Source organism: Pseudomonas sp. TE12508 (assembly GCF_056279485.1).
In genome coordinates this window covers 121,732-139,105 of record NZ_JBWCCN010000009.1, presented here as the reverse complement: position 1 = coordinate 139,105, position 17,374 = coordinate 121,732, and the positions used below count along the sequence as shown (strand labels likewise).

The 17,374-nt window shown below is 60.7% G+C and carries 13 protein-coding genes; 4 read left to right on the top strand and 9 right to left on the bottom strand.

Annotated elements, in window-relative coordinates; all coding sequences use genetic code 11:
* From narH to ACZ9IM_RS14540, 4 genes are all read right to left on the bottom strand, one after another.
* Window positions 1-1,539, bottom strand: coding sequence for a nitrate reductase subunit beta (narH, locus tag ACZ9IM_RS14555; protein WP_038982852.1), 1,539 nt, complete (start codon window positions 1,537-1,539; stop codon window positions 1-3).
* Between the two features lies 1 nt (window position 1,540).
* Window positions 1,541-5,314: a nitrate reductase subunit alpha gene (locus ACZ9IM_RS14550; protein ID WP_427623126.1), complete on the bottom strand. Its 3,774-nt coding sequence runs from the start codon at window positions 5,312-5,314 to the stop codon at window positions 1,541-1,543.
* A gap of 69 nt (window positions 5,315-5,383) precedes the next feature.
* A complete protein-coding gene (locus ACZ9IM_RS14545; protein WP_427623125.1) occupies window positions 5,384-6,781 on the bottom strand; it encodes a NarK family nitrate/nitrite MFS transporter in 1,398 nt (465 codons plus the stop codon).
* Entirely contained in the window at window positions 6,759-8,063 is a 1,305-nt protein-coding gene (locus ACZ9IM_RS14540) for an MFS transporter (protein ID WP_476224301.1), read from the bottom strand. Before ACZ9IM_RS14540 ends, ACZ9IM_RS14545 begins: the two co-directional genes overlap by 23 nt.
* A 303-nt stretch (window positions 8,064-8,366) precedes the next feature.
* Between ACZ9IM_RS14540 and ACZ9IM_RS14535 the strand changes: the two genes are divergently transcribed.
* The 4 genes from ACZ9IM_RS14535 (at window position 8,367) to ACZ9IM_RS14520 (ending at window position 12,047) form a co-directional block, all read left to right on the top strand.
* The gene (locus ACZ9IM_RS14535) at window positions 8,367-10,169 is read left to right on the top strand and encodes a HAMP domain-containing protein (protein WP_476224300.1); all 1,803 of its coding nucleotides are present in this window, start codon (window positions 8,367-8,369) and stop codon (window positions 10,167-10,169) included.
* The gene (gene narL, locus ACZ9IM_RS14530) at window positions 10,166-10,813 is read left to right on the top strand and encodes a two-component system response regulator NarL (RefSeq protein ID WP_008067117.1); all 648 of its coding nucleotides are present in this window, start codon (window positions 10,166-10,168) and stop codon (window positions 10,811-10,813) included. Before ACZ9IM_RS14535 ends, narL begins: the two co-directional genes overlap by 4 nt.
* Window positions 10,814-10,899: 86 nt before the next feature.
* Window positions 10,900-11,574, top strand: a complete 675-nt coding sequence (locus ACZ9IM_RS14525) for a Crp/Fnr family transcriptional regulator (protein ID WP_063340214.1) — start codon at window positions 10,900-10,902, stop codon at window positions 11,572-11,574.
* A 74-nt stretch (window positions 11,575-11,648) separates the two neighbouring features.
* Window positions 11,649-12,047 carry a putative zinc-binding protein gene (locus ACZ9IM_RS14520; protein ID WP_427623122.1) on the top strand — a complete coding sequence of 133 codons (399 nt, stop codon included), beginning with the start codon at window positions 11,649-11,651 and terminating at the stop codon, window positions 12,045-12,047.
* Window positions 12,048-12,963: 916 nt separating this feature from the next.
* On the opposite strand, the gene ubiT is transcribed toward ACZ9IM_RS14520, so the two are convergent.
* The 5 genes from ubiT to moaB form a co-directional block, all read right to left on the bottom strand.
* Entirely contained in the window at window positions 12,964-13,431 is a 468-nt protein-coding gene (gene ubiT, locus ACZ9IM_RS14515) for a ubiquinone anaerobic biosynthesis accessory factor UbiT (protein WP_476224299.1), read from the bottom strand.
* On the bottom strand, window positions 13,425-14,315 hold the full coding sequence (locus ACZ9IM_RS14510; RefSeq protein WP_476224297.1) for a U32 family peptidase: 891 nt from the start codon (window positions 14,313-14,315) through the stop codon (window positions 13,425-13,427). Before ACZ9IM_RS14510 ends, ubiT begins: the two co-directional genes overlap by 7 nt.
* 10 nt (window positions 14,316-14,325) lie before the next feature.
* A complete protein-coding gene (ubiU, locus tag ACZ9IM_RS14505) occupies window positions 14,326-15,321 on the bottom strand; it encodes a ubiquinone anaerobic biosynthesis protein UbiU (protein WP_052964423.1) in 996 nt (331 codons plus the stop codon).
* A gap of 214 nt (window positions 15,322-15,535) precedes the next feature.
* A complete protein-coding gene (locus tag ACZ9IM_RS14500; protein WP_476224296.1) occupies window positions 15,536-16,771 on the bottom strand; it encodes a molybdopterin molybdotransferase MoeA in 1,236 nt (411 codons plus the stop codon).
* On the bottom strand, window positions 16,768-17,322 hold the full coding sequence (gene moaB, locus ACZ9IM_RS14495; RefSeq protein ID WP_476224295.1) for a molybdenum cofactor biosynthesis protein B: 555 nt from the start codon (window positions 17,320-17,322) through the stop codon (window positions 16,768-16,770). Before moaB ends, ACZ9IM_RS14500 begins: the two co-directional genes overlap by 4 nt.
* Window positions 17,323-17,374: the final 52 nt, after the last annotated feature.

Sequence of the window (17,374 nt, the reverse complement as noted above, 5' to 3'; positions counted from 1 at the left end):
TCATTCCTCCCACAACTGGACGGTTTTCAGGATGTCGCGGCGGTTGGCTTTCTTCGCGCCGAACATGTTGGTGTCGGAGCTACCGCTACAGCCGCTGCCGAAACTGAAGCCGCAACCGGAGCGTTCGGCAAAGGCGTCACTCATGGCGTCTTCACGGTGCGCGCTCGGTACCACAAAGCGGTCTTCATAGTTGGCGATCGCCAGGTAGCGATACATCTCCTCGACCTGCGCCACACTCAGGCCAACGTCCTTCAGTACTTGCAGGTCCTGAACCCCGTCGACTTGCTCGGAACGTTTGTAAGCGCGCATCGCCAGCAAGCGTTTAAGCGCACGCTTGACCGGTTTTTCATCGCCCGCCGTCAGCAGGTTGGCCAGGTACTTCAGTGGAATACGCAGGCTGTCGACATCCGGGATCACCCCGTTCATACCGACAGTACCGGCAGTGGCGGCGTTCTGGATCGGCGACAGCGGCGGCACGTACCAAACCATCGGCAAGGTGCGGTATTCAGGGTGCAGCGGCAGTGCGAGTTTCCAGTCCACGGCCATTTTGTAGACCGGCGAACGCTGGGCTGAATCGATCACCGACTGCGGTACGCCATCGGCCAGGGCCTGACGAATCACTGCCGGGTCGTTCGGATCGAGGAAGATCTCCAGTTGTTTCTCGTACAGGTCCTGCTCATTGGCGGTGCTCGCCACTTCGCTGATGCGGTCGGCGTCATACAGCAGCACCCCGAGGTAACGAATGCGCCCGACGCAGGTTTCCGCGCAAACAGTCGGCATCCCGGCTTCGATCCGCGGGTAGCAGAAGATGCATTTCTCGGACTTGCCACTCTTCCAGTTGAAATAGATTTTCTTGTACGGGCAGCCGCTGATGCACATCCGCCAGCCACGGCATTTTTCCTGGTCGATCAGGACGATGCCATCTTCTTCACGCTTGTAGATCGCCCCGCTCGGGCACGACGCCGCGCACGTCGGGTTGAGGCAGTGCTCGCACAGGCGCGGCAAATACATCATGAAAGTGTTTTCGTATTCGCCGTAAATGTCCGCCTGGATCTTGTCGAAGTTCTTGTCCTTGCGACGCTTGGCGAATTCGGTGCCGAGGATCTCTTCCCAGTTCGGGCCCCACTCGATTTTTTCCATGCGCTTGCCGGAGATCAGCGAGCGCGGGCGCGCAGTGGGCTGATGCTCGCCCAGCGGCGCGGTGTGCAGGTGCTGGTAATCGAAGTCGAACGGTTCGTAGTAATCGTCGAGGCTCGGCAGATCCGGGTTGGCGAAAATGTTCGCCAACACGCGGAACTTACCGCCGATGCGCGGGTTGATCGTGCCATTGGCGTTGCGGATCCAGCCGCCCTTCCACTTGTCCTGGTTTTCCCATTCTTTCGGGTAGCCGATCCCGGGTTTCGATTCGACGTTGTTGAACCAGGCGTATTCCATGCCTTCGCGGCTGGTCCAGACGTTTTTGCAGGTGATCGAACAGGTGTGGCAACCGATGCACTTGTCCAGGTTCAGAACCATGCCGATTTGTGAGCGAATCTTCATCTCAGTTCTCCTCGATATCGGTCGGCAGCGGACGTGGCAGGTCATCGCCACTTGAACCATCGAGCCAGTCGACTTTGGACATTTTGCGCACCACGACGAACTCATCGCGGTTGCAACCGACCGTGCCGTAATAGTTGAAACCGTAGGCCTGCTGGGCATAGCCGCCGATCATGTGGGTCGGCTTGAGCACCACCCGGGTGACCGAGTTGTGGTGGCCGCCACGGGTCTTGGTGGTTTCCGAACCTGGCACGTTCACGATCCGTTCCTGGGCGTGGTACATCATCACCATGCCGTCCTTGACGCGCTGGCTGACCACCGCCCGGGCGGTCAGCGCACCGTTGACGTTGAAGCATTCGATCCAGTCGTTGTCCTCGATGCCGGCGCTTTTCGCGTCGTTCTCCGAGAGCCAGACAATCGGCCCGCCACGGCTGAGGGTGAGCATCAGCAGGTTGTCGCTGTAGGTGCTGTGGATGCCCCACTTCTGGTGCGGGGTGATCCAGTTCAGGACGATTTCCTTGTGGCCGTTACTGCGCTTGCCTTTAACCCCTTCGATGGTGCGGGTGTTGACGGGCGGGCGATAACTCATCAGTTGCTCGCCGAACGCCTGCATCCACGGGTGATCCTGGTAGAACTGCTGGCGACCGGTGATGGTGCGCCATGGGATCCCTTCATGAACGTTGGTGTAGCCGGCGTTGTAGCTGACGTGATCGTCTTCGAGCCCCGACCAGGTCGGGCTGGAAATGATCTTGCGTGGCTGTGCCTGAATGTCGCGGAATCGAATCGCCTCGTGTTCCTTGGACAGCGCCAGGTGGCTGTGATCGATACCGGTAAATTCCGACAACGCCGCCCAGGCCTTGACGGCGACATGGCCATTGGTTTCCGGCGCCAGGGACAGAATCACTTCGGCGGCATCGATCGCCGTGTCGATTTTCGGACGGCCGTGACTGATACCGGCGTCGCCTTCTTTGTGATTGAGTTCACCGAGAAATTTCACTTCGGTGTCGGTGTTCCAGTTGATGCCCTTGCCACCGTTGCCGTTTTTCTCCAGCAATGGCCCGAGGGACGAGAACTGCTTGTAGATGTTCGGGTAGTCACGCTCCACCACATGCAGGTTCGGTGCGTTCTTTCCCGGCACCGGTGCAACGCCGTCGCTTTTCCAGTCGGTGCCGCCAAACGGTTGGGCCAGTTCGCCGACGCTGTCGTGCATCAACGGGATGGTCACCAGGTCCTTTTCAACGCCCAGATGCCCTTCGGCCATGCTGGAAAACGCCTTGGCGATGCCTTTGTAGATTTCCCAGTCGGAACGCGATTCCCACGCTGGATCGATAGCCGCCGACAACGGGTGAATGAACGGGTGCATGTCCGAGGTGTTCATGTCGTCTTTTTCGTACCAGGTCGCGGTCGGCAAGACGATGTCGGAATAGACACAGGTCGAGGACATGCGGAAGTCCAGTGTTGTGACCAGATCGAGCTTGCCGATGGCGCCCTCGTCCACCCATTCGGCTTCTTCGGGTTTGCAGTCGCCGACCTGGCCGATGTCTTCGTTCATCACGCCGTTTTTGGTGCCCAGCAGGTACTTGAGCATGTACTCGTGGCCCTTGCCCGAGGAGCCCAGCAGGTTGGAACGCCAGATGAACATGTTGCGCGGGAAGTTGACCGGGCTGTCCGGCTGTTCGCAGGAGAAACGCAGCGAACCGTCCTGCAGCGACTTGACCACGTAGTCTTTCGGGTCCATGCCGGCCGCAGCGGCGTCGCGGCAAATGTGCAAAGGGTTAGTGTTGAGTTGCGGTGCGCTGGGCAACCAGCCGGCACGTTCGGCGCGGATGTTGTAGTCCAGGGCATGCTCAGGGAATTGTGATTTATCGGCCAATGGCGAGAGCACGTCGTGCATGCTCATTTTCTCGTGGCGCCATTGCGAGCTGTGGGCGTAGAAGAAACTGGTGCCGTTCATTTGCCGTGGCGGACGGTTCCAGTCCAGGCCGAACGCCAGGGGCAGCCAGCCGCATTGCGGACGGAGTTTTTCCTGGCCGACGTAGTGCGCCCAACCGCCACCGGTCTGGCCAACACACCCGCAGAGCATGAGCATGTTGATCAGCCCGCGGTAGTTCATGTCCATGTGGTACCAGTGGTTCATCGCCGCGCCGACGATGATCATCGAGCGGCCCTTGGTCTTGTCGGCGTTGTCGGCGAACTCACGGGCAATCTGGATGGCTTTCTCGCGGCTGACGCCGGTGATCTGCTCTTGCCACGCCGGGGTGCCGGGCACTGAGGCGTCGTTGTAATCCTTGGCCACGTTAGCGCCACCGAGGCCGCGATCGATGGCCAGGTTGGCTGCCGACAGGTCGAACACGGTGGCGACCTTGGCCACGCTGCCGTCCGCCAGCACCACGTTATGCACCGGCACGCGGCGGTATTGCACAGCTTCGCCGGCCACGTGCTGGAAGTGCTCGTGGGACTCGCCGGCAAAATACGGGAACGCCACTTCGGCCACGTCATCACCGATCAGGCTCAGCTTCAGATCGATCTCACGGCCTTCGCCGCCTTCACGAGGAAGGATGTTCCACTTGCCCTTCTCGCCCCAGCGATAACCGATGGAGCCTTGAGGGGAAACCAGTTCGCCGCTGACATCCAGCGCGATGGTTTTCCATTCCGGGTTGTTTTCCTGACCGAGGTTGTCGGTCAGGTCGCTGGCGCGCAGGAAGCGGTCCGGCTGGTAACCGGCGCCCGGTGCCTTGTCGACCATTTGCTTGAGCAGCACCAACACTGGCAAATCGGTGAAGCGCTTGGCGTAATCGGTGAAATAGGCGCTCGGCTTGTCCAGGTGGAATTCTTTGAAGATCACATGGTTGAACGCCTGGGCCAGCGCCGCATCGGTGCCTTGTTTAGGGTTCAGCCACAGGTCAGTGAGCTTGGCGACTTCCGAGTAATCCGGGGTGATCGCGACCGTCTTGGTGCCCTTGTAACGGACTTCGGTGAAGAAGTGCGCATCCGGGGTACGGGTCTGCGGGACGTTGGACCCCCAGGCAATGATGTAGTTGGAGTTGTACCAGTCGGCCGATTCCGGCACGTCGGTCTGCTCGCCCCAGACCATCGGCGAGGCCGGTGGCAAGTCGCAGTACCAGTCGTAGAAACTCAAGCAGGCACCGCCGATCAGCGACAGGTAACGCGAGCCTGCGGCGTAGCTGACCATCGACATGGCCGGAATCGGCGAGAAGCCGACGATCCGGTCCGGGCCGTATTGCTTGATGGTGTAGACGTTGGCCGCGGCAATGATCTCGTTGACTTCTTCCCAGTTGGAACGAATGAAGCCACCCATGCCGCGCTTGCTTTTATAGGAGTCGGCCTTGGCCTTGTCCTCGACGATGCTGGCCCAGGCTTCGACCGGCGCCATGGTCTGCCGCGCATCGCGCCAGAGCTTGAGCAACGGCTTGCGGATTTTCGGGTACTTGAGGCGGTTGGCGCTGTAGATGTACCAGCTGTAACTGGCACCACGGGGGCAGCCACGGGGCTCATGGTTCGGCAGGTCGTTACGGGTACGCGGGTAGTCGGTCTGCTGGGTTTCCCAGGTGATCAGGCCGTTCTTGACGTAGATTTTCCACGAGCAGGAGCCGGTGCAGTTCACCCCATGGGTAGAACGCACGATCTTGTCGTACTGCCAGCGCGAACGGTAGACGTTCTCCCAGTCGCGAGACTCTTTGCGGGTCTCTCCATGACCGTCGGAAAACTCGTTTTGCTTACGGTTGAAAAACCGCAATTGATCCAGTAAATGACTCACGGTGTAGTCCTCTCAGGCTTTGTCGCGGAGTCTGTGCCCCGCCCACGCAATGATTGAATTCGGGTCGTCTCAGCAGGGTGTCGCGGCGCCTTTGCGCGCGTACCACCACCAGGTCACCACGATGCAGCTCAGGTAAAAGCCGACGAACATGTAGAAGGCCATCTCCGGGCCGCCGGTCAGGGCCATCGAAGAGCCGAAGGATTTGGGAATGAAGAACGCACCGAAGGCGCCCATGGCCGAACTGAAGCCCAGGACGGCGGCCGATTCTTTACCGGCATCCTTGAGCGCTTGTTCGCGTACGGCTGGCGGTTTTCCGGCCGAGGCTTTTTCATGCTGGGTGCGGAAGATCACCGGGATCATCCGGAAGGTGGAGCCGTTGCCGACGCCAGTGGTGATGAACAGCAGCATGAACATGCCGAGGAAGCCGTAGAAGTTGCCGCCGGTACCGTTCTGCGGCAGGAAGTGCATCACACCGAAGACCATCGCGATCATTGCCACGAAGTTCCACAAGGTCACTTTCGCGCCACCGAGCTTGTCCGCCAGCCAGCCGCCCAATGGCCGCACCAAAGCGCCAACCAACGGGCCGAGGAAGGCGAATTTCAAGGCAATCACGTCGGGGAAGGAAGTTTTGATCAGCAGCGGAAACGCGGCGGAGAAACCGATGAATGAACCGAAGGTCGCCAGGTACAACCAGCACATCAGCCAGTTGTGTTTGCGCTTGAAGATCACCGCCTGCTCGCTGAACGAAGCGCGGGCACTGGACAAGTCATTCATGCCGAACCAGGCCAGCACCGTCACCAACACAATGAACGGCACCCAGATGAACCCGGCGTTCTGCAGCCACAACTGACCGCCATCCGGTAGTGCTTGCGGCGAGCCGCCCATGAAGCCGAACACGCCGAAGGTAATCACCAGCGGCACACAGAACTGCATCACCGAGACGCCCAGGTTACCCAGCCCGGCGTTGAGGCCGAGGGCCGTGCCCTGCTGCGACTTGGGATAGAAGAAGCTGATGTTGGACATGCTCGAGGCAAAGTTGCCGCCACCAAAACCGCAGAGCAAGGCAATCAACACGAACACGCTGTAGGAGGTGCTCGGGTCCTGCACGGCGAAGCCCATCCAGATCGATGGCAACAACAGCGACGCGGTGCTCAGGGCGGTCCAGCGACGGCCACCGAAGATCGGCACCATAAAGGAATAGAAGACGCGCAAGGTCGCCCCGGACAGCCCCGGCAACGCCGCCAGCCAGAACAGCTGGTCGGTGGTGAAGGTGAAGCCGATGGCGTTCAAACGCACAATCACCGTGCTCCAGACCATCCACACCGCGAAGGCCAACAACAGCGCAGGAATGGAAATCCACAAGTTGCGCGTGGCGGTCTGTTTGCCGCTACTTCCCCAGAACGCGGGGTCCTCGGGGCGCCAGTCATGAATGACCGGGCCTTTGTCAGGCTTTTGCAGAACGGACATGTTCTTCTCCTAGGGCAATGCTGGAAATCGGGGACGGGGTCAGCAGCGGCGCTTTACCCAGCACCGGGCTTTTGCGTATTTCGCTGAAGTACATCCAGGTGAGGGAGACCCAGACCACGCCGTACATCAACATGAAGCAGGAAGAGCGCACGCCGGTGAGGTCCACCAGGGCGCCGAACAGGATCGGCAGCACGAAACCACCCAGGCCACCGGCGAGGCCGACGATGCCGGACACCGCTCCCATGTTTTTCGGATAGTCATTGGCGATGTATTTGAAAACCGAGGCCTTGCCGAACGCGAAGGCGATGCCCATGACGAACAGCAGCACGGTGAACAGCGCGGGGCTCAGGCCGATGTGGAAATCCACCGGGCCGTCGATGGTCTGCACTTGCAGTTGGGTCTGGGGATACGAGAGCAGGAACAGGCAGATCCAGCTGACCCACAACACCCACCAGGTCACGCTTTGCGCCCCCCAGCGATCCGACATCCAGCCGCCGACGGCGCGCAGCACGCCACCGGGCAGGGAAAAACAGGCCGCCAGCAGCGCCGCGCTTTGCAGGCTGAAACCGTATTCCTGCACGTAGTACTTGGTCATCCACAGTGCCAGGGCGACGTAGCCGCCGAAGACAATCGAGTAGTACTGGCAGTAGCGCCACACCGCAGGGTCTTTCAGCGAGCGCAGTTGCTCACGCAAGGTGGCGCCGGATGCACTGCGGTGGTCCTTGTTTTCGGCACTGAGAAACCAGAACAGCAGCGCGGTAATAAAGAGGATCGCGCTGAAGACTTTCGGCACCAGTTGCCAGCTGCCGGCAGCGATCAGTGCCGGGGCGAGAAACTTGGTCGCCGCGGCTCCGGCGTTACCGGCGCCGAAGATGCCCATGGCGAAGCCTTGATTCTCCTTGTCGAACCATTTGGCGACGTAGGCAATCCCGACCGAGAACGAGCCACCGGCCAGGCCGACGAACAAGCCCAGCACCAGGAACTGCCAGTAGGCGGTGGCGTGACTGATCAAATACAGCGGCGCGACGCAGGCCAGCATCAGCAGGAAGAACACGCTGCGCCCGCCAAAGCGGTCGGTCAGCAAACCCAGCGGCAAACGCACCAGCGAGCCGGTCAGGACCGGGGTCGCGGCCAGCAGGCCGAACTGGGTTTCGTTGAGCTGGAGAAGGTCCTTGATCGGTACACCGAGCACGGCAAACATCATCCAGACCATGAAGCACACAGTGAAGGCCAGCGTGCTCATGCCCAGCACCAAGCCTTGTCGTACACGCGGTTGGTTCACAATGCTCTCCAGTCAGTTAGCCATGGCGGCAGACTAGAGAGGCCAACCCCGCAAAAACTTGACCCAGGTCAACGAAGCCCATGGGGGCATAGGCCTATGCTTGTGCGGTCTACCTCTAAGGAGGTAGTGCAAGAAAGCCTTAAAACCCTTTATTTATCAGCTTGTTAAGAGTTTTAACCCGCGTTTTTGCTGACAAGGACCTGTCGACAACTCTTTAGAGGTAGCGCGCCCGGGATCGGCGGCAAAACCCACTCTGGTGCTGCACATGCTCTGTTTTCCTGATTTCTTCCGGGACCTGCGCCGATGATGCGCTGGTTGCGCAGCTCCCTGCCCGCTCGCGCCGGGCTGGCGGTGATCCTGATCGCCGTGCTGGCGCTCGCCAGTTCGCTGAGCGCCGGGCTGATCGCCTGGTTCAGCCAGGGCGATGCCGCCGCCATCAACACCGCAGGCTCGGTGCGCATGGAGACTTATCACCTGAGCTGGAAACTGGCCGCGGGTGCAACGCCCTCAGAAATCGCCGCCATCACCGACAGCCTGCAAACCCGTCTCACCAGCCAGTCACTCAAGGCCGTGCTGGAAGATGGCCCGACCGCCGCCCTGCAAATCAGCTATGGGCAAATCCAGCAACAATGGAACGAGGATTTACTCCCGGCACTGCTACGCGGCGATACGGCCTATTTTCAGGTCCAGGCCCTGTCCTTCGTTGAACAACTGAACCAGTTCGTCAACCTGTTGCAGCGTCAAAGCGAACAAAAGCAAGGCTGGCAACAGGCGATCCAGGGCCTGGCCTTATTCACCACCATGATCGTCCTGCTAATCGGGTTGTACGAGTTACAGTACGGTGTCGTCACGCCCCTCAAGGAGTTGGTTGACGCAACCCAGCGCTTTCGTCGCGGCGACTTCAAGGTGCGGGTCAACCATCAGTCCCAGGACGAACTAGGCCAGTTGGCCACGAGTTTCAACACCATGGCCGAGACGATTGAAGAGTCGCATCGCACCCTGGAAAGTCAGGTCCGGCAAAAAACCCTTAACCTGCAACAAGCCAATGCCGCCCTGGAGCTCCTGTATCAAAGCAGCCGAAGTCTGGCCACACGCCTGGCCAATGCCGAAGGCCTGGATGAGTTGATTCGACGCTTCCAGCAACGCCTGCCCGGCTTGCGTCTGTCGCTGTGCCTGCAAGGTCAACTGCAGGCACCGGCCCAACAGTTACTGGCCCTGCATGGCGCGAACATCCGCGAAGTCTGCGCCAGTAGCGATTGCGCCACTTGCCAGAAGCACCACAAAGCCAATCCGCAAGCCTTCAGCATCAGCAACCAGGGCAGTGAACTGGGTGAGCTGAAGGCGCACTTTGTCGACGGGCACCCCATGCAAGCCTGGGAAACCCAACTGATCCAGGCCTTGGCCAACCTGATCGGCACCTCGCTCTCGCTCAAGCGCCAACGGGAACAGGATCATCGCCTGCTACTGCTCGAAGAACGCACGATCATCGCCCGCGAGCTGCACGATTCGCTGGCCCAGGCCCTGTCCTATATGAAGCTGCAAGTCAGCCGCATGCAGACCCTGATGCGCCGGGGCGAACCGGTCCAGACCCTGGAAACCGTCACCGCCGAATTGCGCGAGGGACTGAACAATGCCTATCGCCAGTTACGCGAGTTGCTGACGACTTTTCGATTACAGATTCACGACGCGGGACTGGTGCAGGAACTCAAGGACACCGCCGAGGAATTTTCCCGCCGAGGGGAGTTTCAGGTGCATCTGCACGTCGACACGCTGGCCTTCCAGCTATCGGCCAGCGAACAAATCCATATTCTGCAGATCACCCGCGAGGCGCTTTCCAACTGTCTGCGCCACGCCCATGCACAAAACGCCTGGCTACAACTGCGCCAAGACGGCGAGACGGTCAGGTTGTCGGTCGAAGACGACGGTCGCGGCTTCAGCGGCAACGTCGACCAACGCGAACACCACGGCCTGAACATCATGGATGAGCGGGCTCGCAGCTTGCACGGCCAGCTGCAGATCATCTCCAGGGAACCCCAAGGCACCCGTGTCCAACTGGAATTCCACCCGGAATTTCTCGGGCAGCAAACAGAAGGCAGCACCCTATGACCCCGTCCCCGCAACACAGAATCCTGCTGGTAGACGACCACCCGATGATGCGTCACGGCATTCGCCAGATGCTCGAACTCGAAGATGATTTCCTGATCGTCGGCGAAGCCAGCCAGGGTGAAGAAGCACTCGGTCTGATTGAGCCGCTTCGACCGGATCTGGTCTTGCTCGACAACAACATGCCGCAAATGAATGGCATCGAAACCCTGCGCCGATTACGGGCGATGCACTACACCGGCAAAGTGCTGCTGTTTACGGTGTCGGATGCAGAAGACGATATTCGCGATGCACTGCGCCTGGATGCCGACGGTTATCTGCTCAAGGACATGGAACCGGAACTGTTGATCCAGTACATCCGCGATGCCTTGAACGGCGCCTTGGTCATCAGCCCGGGGCTGACTCAAGTCATGGCCCAGGCACTGCGCGCTCCTGCACGCCAGGCCGTGGTGGAACTGACCGAGCGTGAGCGTCAGGTGTTGAAAACCATCGCCAGCGGCTTCAGCAACAAGGTCATCGGGCACAAGCTGGGCATCACCGAAGGGACGGTCAAGGTCCACGTGAAAAACCTGCTGCACAAACTCGGCTTGCGCTCGCGGGTGGAGGCGGCAGTGTGGGCCATGGAGCATCTGCGCAGTGCAGGCTGACAGGCATCCCTCCTTGGAGGTAGGCCTGCAGAGGCATAGGTCAATGGGCCTGCGCTCTCTACTATGACGGTCAGCGGAGGTACGCCATGCTGACCCACCCTTCCATCGTTTTAACGTTGCGCCGTCATCATCTGTTCAGCCAACTGCCGGAGAAAGTCTTCGAGGAAGTCTGCAGCCTGGCCATGCTCAAGCGCCTGAGTTGTCACAGCACGCTCATGCATCAAGGGGATCCGGCCAGGCGTTTTTTCCTGCTGGTCAGCGGCCAGGTCAAGTTGTACCGGCTCACCGGCGAAGGCCAGGAAAACCTGGTGGAGATCATCCAGCCCGGCCAGACCTTTGCCGAAGCCTTGCTGTTCAGCCAGGCCCGGCTCTACCCGGTGAGCGCCACCGCGCTGAAGGACAGCGTGCTGGTAAGTATCGAGGGCAACCATTACCGCAATGCCTTGGAGGACCAGCCGAAAGTCTGCCTGGCGATCCTGGCGAGCATGAGTGTTCACCTGCACCTGCGTCTGCGCGACATCGATACCTTGACCATGGCCAGTGCGACTCGTCGGGTGATCAATTTTCTGTTCCAGGAACGCCACCCGGTTACCGGTCAGATTGTCTTGCAAGTGTCCAAACGCCTGGTGGCGTCGAAGCTTGGGATTCAGCCGGAAACCTTCTCGCGGATTTTGCATCGTCTGGTGGAGTGCGGCCTGATCGCCATGGAGCGTCGCCATATCAGCATCCTCGCTGAAGAGGAGCTGGCGGCTTTCCAATAGCCGGAATTGACCGTCATCAAGGCGCAATGCCAGGCGCCTTGCACACTGGCAGCGTCCATCCACGGAGAGTGCAAATGCCCCGTTCAACCCTGCCTTTGGTTTACTCCTGCTCAGGTTGCTCCAATGTCGCCCAACTGGCCAATACCCTGGCCGTGCGACTGGACCGCAGCGGCCTGGCTGAAATGTCCTGCATCGTCGGTGTTGGCGGGCACGTGGCAGCGCTGGTCAACAAGGCACGCTCGGGGCGCCGGATCTTCGCGCTGGATGGTTGCCCGTTGCAATGCGTTGAAAACTGCCTCAAGCAACATGGCCTGCATGCTGATGTGCATCTGATTCTCAGCCACTATGGGCTGCGCAAACGCCATGGTGAGGACTGCACGCAGGCGCAGAGCGATGAGTTGTTTGAAGGGATCAGGCAGTTGATTGCCAGTGATGCTCGCCAGCATGTAAGCCGGCAGGAAACGACGGCCTGAAGAACAACAAAAACCCTGTGGGCTTGCCCGCTATGTGGCAGGTGCACTCGCCTCGGCAGGGTGTATATCCGTTTCTTCGGTAACGGCTTCTATTGGTTTCGCTTTTACAGCGAGTCACTTTCGAAAAGCGCGAAAGTAACCAAAGCGCTTTTGCCCCTTTCGTTCGGTGCCTCGCTTAGGCTCGCCATGCCCTCGCTCCGGTCCTGCTCCGTGGGCCCGCCGCGATCGGCCATCCATGGCCGTGCGCGGCTAACCCGGCATCCATGCCGGGTTGCCCACTGCGCAGAACCTCCGCTCGGCCTCTCGAGGGGGCGAGTACCGCAAAAGCGAGGCGGCCTACCGGCCGGCCTGCTTCCTCTACGCCTGCGCGTGTTGATTGATCGTTCCCACGCTCCGCGTGGGAATGCATCCCGTGACGCTCCGCGTCACCAGTGCGCAGGACTTACGCCTTGCGTCGACAGCGGGACGCGGAGCGTCCCCGGCGGCATTCCCACGCAGAGCGTGGGAACGATCAGTGTGGGAACGGCTTCTTTGGCTTTGCTTTGGCTTTGCTTTGGCTTTGGCTTTGGCTTTGGCTTTGGCTTTGGCTTTGGCTTTGGCTTTGGCTTTGGCTTTGGCTTTTGATCTTGATCTTGATCTGCCCCGTCGGAAGGCCGAGCGCAGGTTCTGCGCAGTGGGCACCGCGGCAAGGATGCCGCGGTAGCCGCCCCCGGCCATGGATGGCCGATGGCGGCGGGCCCACGGAGCAGGACCGGAGCGAGGGCATGCCGAGCCTAGGCGAGGCACCGTACGTCAGGGGCAAAAGCGTTTTGGTTACTTTGGCGCTTTTCCAAAGTGACCCGCCGTAAGGGCGGAACCCTAAGCCGCCGTTACCGCAGAAATGGATATGTACTCCGACCGAAAAACAGATCGACTATCAGGCCGCCAACCCCTTCCCCGCCCGCTCCAGATTGCGCCACACCCAAACAGGCAACACATCAGGATCCAGACTGTCGATCAGATTCTTCAACGCCAGGCCCAACTCCGTATCACCCTCAATCACCAAACGCCGACGAAAAAACAGCGTATCCGGATCTTCCTGACGACTCGCCAACAGTAAAAACTCGCGCCAATTACCACTGATCGTCACATGCGCCGTAGCGTGCTCAGCAATCCGCAACCCTTTACCGCTAAGGGTCAGGTACCAGGACAAACCCAGATCCGGAATCCGCAGACACAACCAACGACCGCGCAACACCTCGAACTCGCCATCACGCAACGGCCCGGCGAGGCAGCGGTTCAGAGCCTGTTGCAACGCCAGCCGCTGCACGGCAAAAGGCACTCGGCGCACCAGCGGCAACACCCGGTCGGCACCTTTCAACAGCCACTTTTTTCGATTCAACACAGGCCGACCTCCTCGACGCGCAGCATGCCGGCCTGGCCGTGCCAGTAACCATTGCACCCTTCGACGAACAACGGCGGAGTCTCGCCCAGACGAACCCGCTGATAGGCCGCGATCACCTCGGCCATACCTTGAGCACGAGGACTCAAGCGCAACAGATCAGCACCGCAGGCCACCAGCCCGGAGTAATCGGCCAACAGATTGGTCACCTCGGCCGACATCGTTTGAATACCGTTGATGGTGAACAGCGCCTGCCCTTCCTGACTGGTCAGTGCCAGGCCGTCGGGGTAGTTGATGCAACAAAACTGGCAGTCGTCCTTGGGCCGGTTTTCCGCTCGGGCCGTAAAGCAGCGGGCGGAATAGGCCAATGGCAAATGCCCATAGGCGAAGATTTCAACTTCCGGCACTGCACGGCCCAGTTCGCGCACCTGCCCGATCACATCACCAATCAGCGCCGCCGAACATTCCACGGGCGGCACCCAGCGGGTCATGCCGCTGTCGAGCAGTTGCGCCAATGAGTGACCGTTGTACAGATTGAGGGCCGGGCCGCCCACGAACGGCAACTTGCGTTCGGCCAAAAACTGCACCGCGCCCATGTCGTTGGCTTCCACCAGCAATTGGCCGTTGTCGCACAACCGACGCAGGCTAGAGAGTTCGGACGCCGCTTCGATCAGCGTCAGGCTGGAAAGCACCAACTGCGCCTGACTGCATTCCTGCAACTCACGGCCCAACCCCAGCCATTGATCCAGCGAAAAGGCCCGGCGTTTCGAACACACGGTTTCCCCCAGGTAAATCACATCCAGGGGCAAGGCCGACATCTCGGCGTAAAAGTTGCTGAGTTGTTCCTTGTCCCAATAAAACAGGACCGGTCCCAGGCTGAGTTTCATGTCGAATCCCTCATTGCCATGATCGATGATAAGCACCCAGAGTGGTCTGGCTGCCTTCGGACAAACCGGCCAGCACCTGACGCCATTCCTCCTTGACCCGAAAACTGCCCGGTGCGCCACGATGGGCGTCCAGTGCTGCGCGCCAGACACGGGTGACTTGTTCGACATAGGCCGGGCTGCGCTGGCGGCCCTCGATCTTCACGGCCTCGACGCCGATGGCCGTCAGCTCCGGCAGCAAGTCCAGGGTGTCGAGGCTGGTGGGCTCCTCCAGCGCATGAAAGCGTTTGCCGCCGACCAGGAAACGGCCCTTGCACAAGGTCGGGTAACCGGCCGGTTCGTCAGGGGTGTAGCGATCGATCAGCACTTCGCTGAGGCGTGCGCTCAAGCCTTCGGCGTCCTCGCTCCAGCGCACGGCCTTGGCTGGCGAGCAGACACCGCACAGGTTCGGCGACTCGCCGGTAATGTAGGAAGACAGATGGCAACGCCCCTCGGCCATGATGCATAAACTGCCGAAGCCAAACACTTCGATGGGCACCGGACTGCTGGCAGCAACTTGACGTACCTGCGCCAACGACAACACCCGCGGCAATACCGCTCGACGAATGCCGTAGCGCTGCGCATAAAACTCCAGCGCGGCGGCATGGGTCGCCGAGCCCTGGACCGACAGGTGCAACGCCAGTTGCGGGTGACGCTGACTGGCGTAGTTGAGCACTCCGGGGTCGGCGGCGATCAGCGCATCGACGCCGAAATCGGCGGCACGATCCACCGCTCGCTGCCAGCGCTCCCAGCCCTTGGGCTGCGGGTATGTGTTGACCGCGACGTAGAGTTTGCGTTGATGCTGGCGGATGTGGGCGACCGCGGCGTCGAACTGCTTGTCGTCCATGTTCAGCCCCGCGAAATGCCGGGCGTTGGTGTCATCACGAAAGCCGACATAGACGGCATCGGCGCCTTGGCGCACCGCCGCTTTAAGCGCAGGCAGATTCCCTGCCGGGCAGACCAGTTGCATGGGTAATCCTCATGAAAAAACGCAGTCCGGGGCCTAATCAGTCATGGTTGGAAAGCGCTTGTGGCGAGCGAGCTTGCTCCGGGCGGCGTTCCGACGCTGGACTGCGCAGCAGGCCTAAATAACAGGGCCGCTTCGCGACCCAGCGGGAGCAAGCTCCCTCGCCACACAGTCTAGCGAGACCGGCAGGCACGGCCTTGACGGCAATCAATTGCCATCAATGCATCAGGTCGGCGAAGGACAGGAACATCACGTTGTCGTGCTTGAGCACTTGCTGCTCGCACTCGATCACCGCCAGCCCATCGGCCCAGCACGCGGCGGTCAACATGGCCGAGCTTTGCTGAGGGTGCAGTTCCACGCTCAACTGGCCGTCGGCGCCGGGCGTCAATCTGGCCCGCAGGTACTGCCGACGCTTGTTACGCTGCAACCAGTCGAACCCGGCTGGCACGGCCAACGGCACCGGCAGTACATCAGTCACGCCTTGGGCCCTGAGCAGGAACGGACGCACTACCACCAACGCGGTAATCAGCGCCGCCGAAGGATTTCCCGGCATGCCGATCCACGGTTTACCGGCCACTTCACCAAAAGCCAGTGGCTTGCCCGGCTGAATGGCCAGCCGCCAGAAATCCACGTTGCCCAGTTCCTCGATCGCCTGTTTGAGGTGATCTTCCTCGCCCACCGACACGCCACCGGAACTCAACAGCAAGTCGCATTCCGAAGACGCCAGGCTCAAGGCATGCCGGCTGGCCGCCAACTCATCGACCATGACGCCATAGTCGTGTACCTCGACGCCCCAGCCGCGCAATAACGCGGCAAGGCAATACCGGTTGCTGTTGTAAATCTGCCCCGGCGCCAAGGGATCGCCCGGCTCACGCAGTTCATTACCGCTGCTGAGCAGGCACACCTGCAACGGCCGATAGACCTCGACCCGCGCGATACCAGCGCCAGCCAGCAACCCCAGTTCTTGGGCGCGCAGGCGTTTACCGGCCTTGAGCAACAGATGTCCGCGGCGAACTTCCTCACCCTCCTTGCGCACATGGTCGCCAACGGATACAGGCGGGAACCAGACGCGCTCGCCCTCGACCCGACAGCGCTCTTGCGGCACCACGGTATCGGCACCCGGTGGCAATGGCGCGCCGGTAAAGATCTGCACTGCGTGCTGCGCGAGCAAGGGTGAACTTGCTTGATCCCCCGCCGCAATGCGCCCGCCAATCGATAAACAGCCACCCGCCTGGGGCAAGTCAGCCGCCCTGAGGGCATAGCCGTCCATGGCACTGTTGTCCCAGGCCGGCAGGTTCACCGGGGAATGAATGTCCGCCGCCAGCACCCGCCCCATGGCTTGATCCAGACGCACCATTTGCGCCGGGGGCGGCGGCGGTGCCTGGTCCAGCAGGCGGCTGATGGCCTCGTCCACCGGAATCAGGTTGCCGATGTCGCACACCCGGCCAGTCATGTGCGCGTCTCGCAGGCGCCGATGACCCGTTGAGCTTGCGGTTTCAGATGCGGGGCGAAATTGCACGGGCCGGTGCGACTGTCCAGTTGTTCGAGCAGGATCTTGTTCCAGGCAGTCCGGCAGGCACCCGGCGAGCCTGGAACGCAGCACACCAGCACGCCGTTACTCATGCCGGCCAGTGCCCGGGACTGCAGGCTGGACATGCCGATTTCCTCCAGAGACACCTGGCGGAACAGTTCGCCGAAGCCTTCAACGTGCTTGTCCAGCAGTGGGAGCACTGCTTGCGGCGTGTTGTCGCGAGCGGTGAAACCGGTGCCGCCGGTCATCAACACCACTTGCACCTTGGGGTCGGCGATCCACCGGGAAACGGTGGCGCGGATCTGATAAATGTCGTCCTTGACCAGATCACGATCGATCAACACATGCCCGGCTGTTTGCAGCAAATCCGTCAGGGTCTGCCCCGAAGTGTCGGTGTCAAAGGTGCGCGTATCGCTGATGGTCAGCACGGCGATGTTCAGGGGTTCAAAAATGCGTTGCGCCAGATGGGCCATATCCAGGTCTTCCCGTAGATGAGGGTATGGCCCGAAGCCTGAACCGGAATGG

What these genes read in the sequence shown, in the direction of transcription:
- narH (WP_038982852.1), bottom strand. Translation starts at nt 1,539, where the DNA reads ATGAAGATTCGCTCACAAATCGGCATGGTTCTGAACCTGGACAAGTGC.
- ACZ9IM_RS14500 (WP_476224296.1), bottom strand. Translation starts at nt 16,771, where the DNA reads ATGACTGGCCGGGTGTGCGACATCGGCAACCTGATTCCGGTGGACGAG.
- ACZ9IM_RS14525 (WP_063340214.1), top strand. Translation starts at nt 10,900, where the DNA reads ATGCTGACCCACCCTTCCATCGTTTTAACGTTGCGCCGTCATCATCTG.
- ubiU (WP_052964423.1), bottom strand. Translation starts at nt 15,321, where the DNA reads ATGCAACTGGTCTGCCCGGCAGGGAATCTGCCTGCGCTTAAAGCGGCG.
- moaB (WP_476224295.1), bottom strand. Translation starts at nt 17,322, where the DNA reads ATGGCCCATCTGGCGCAACGCATTTTTGAACCCCTGAACATCGCCGTG.
- ACZ9IM_RS14535 (WP_476224300.1), top strand. Translation starts at nt 8,367, where the DNA reads ATGATGCGCTGGTTGCGCAGCTCCCTGCCCGCTCGCGCCGGGCTGGCG.
- ACZ9IM_RS14510 (WP_476224297.1), bottom strand. Translation starts at nt 14,315, where the DNA reads ATGAAACTCAGCCTGGGACCGGTCCTGTTTTATTGGGACAAGGAACAA.
- ACZ9IM_RS14545 (WP_427623125.1), bottom strand. Translation starts at nt 6,781, where the DNA reads ATGTCCGTTCTGCAAAAGCCTGACAAAGGCCCGGTCATTCATGACTGG.
- ACZ9IM_RS14520 (WP_427623122.1), top strand. Translation starts at nt 11,649, where the DNA reads ATGCCCCGTTCAACCCTGCCTTTGGTTTACTCCTGCTCAGGTTGCTCC.
- narL (WP_008067117.1), top strand. Translation starts at nt 10,166, where the DNA reads ATGACCCCGTCCCCGCAACACAGAATCCTGCTGGTAGACGACCACCCG.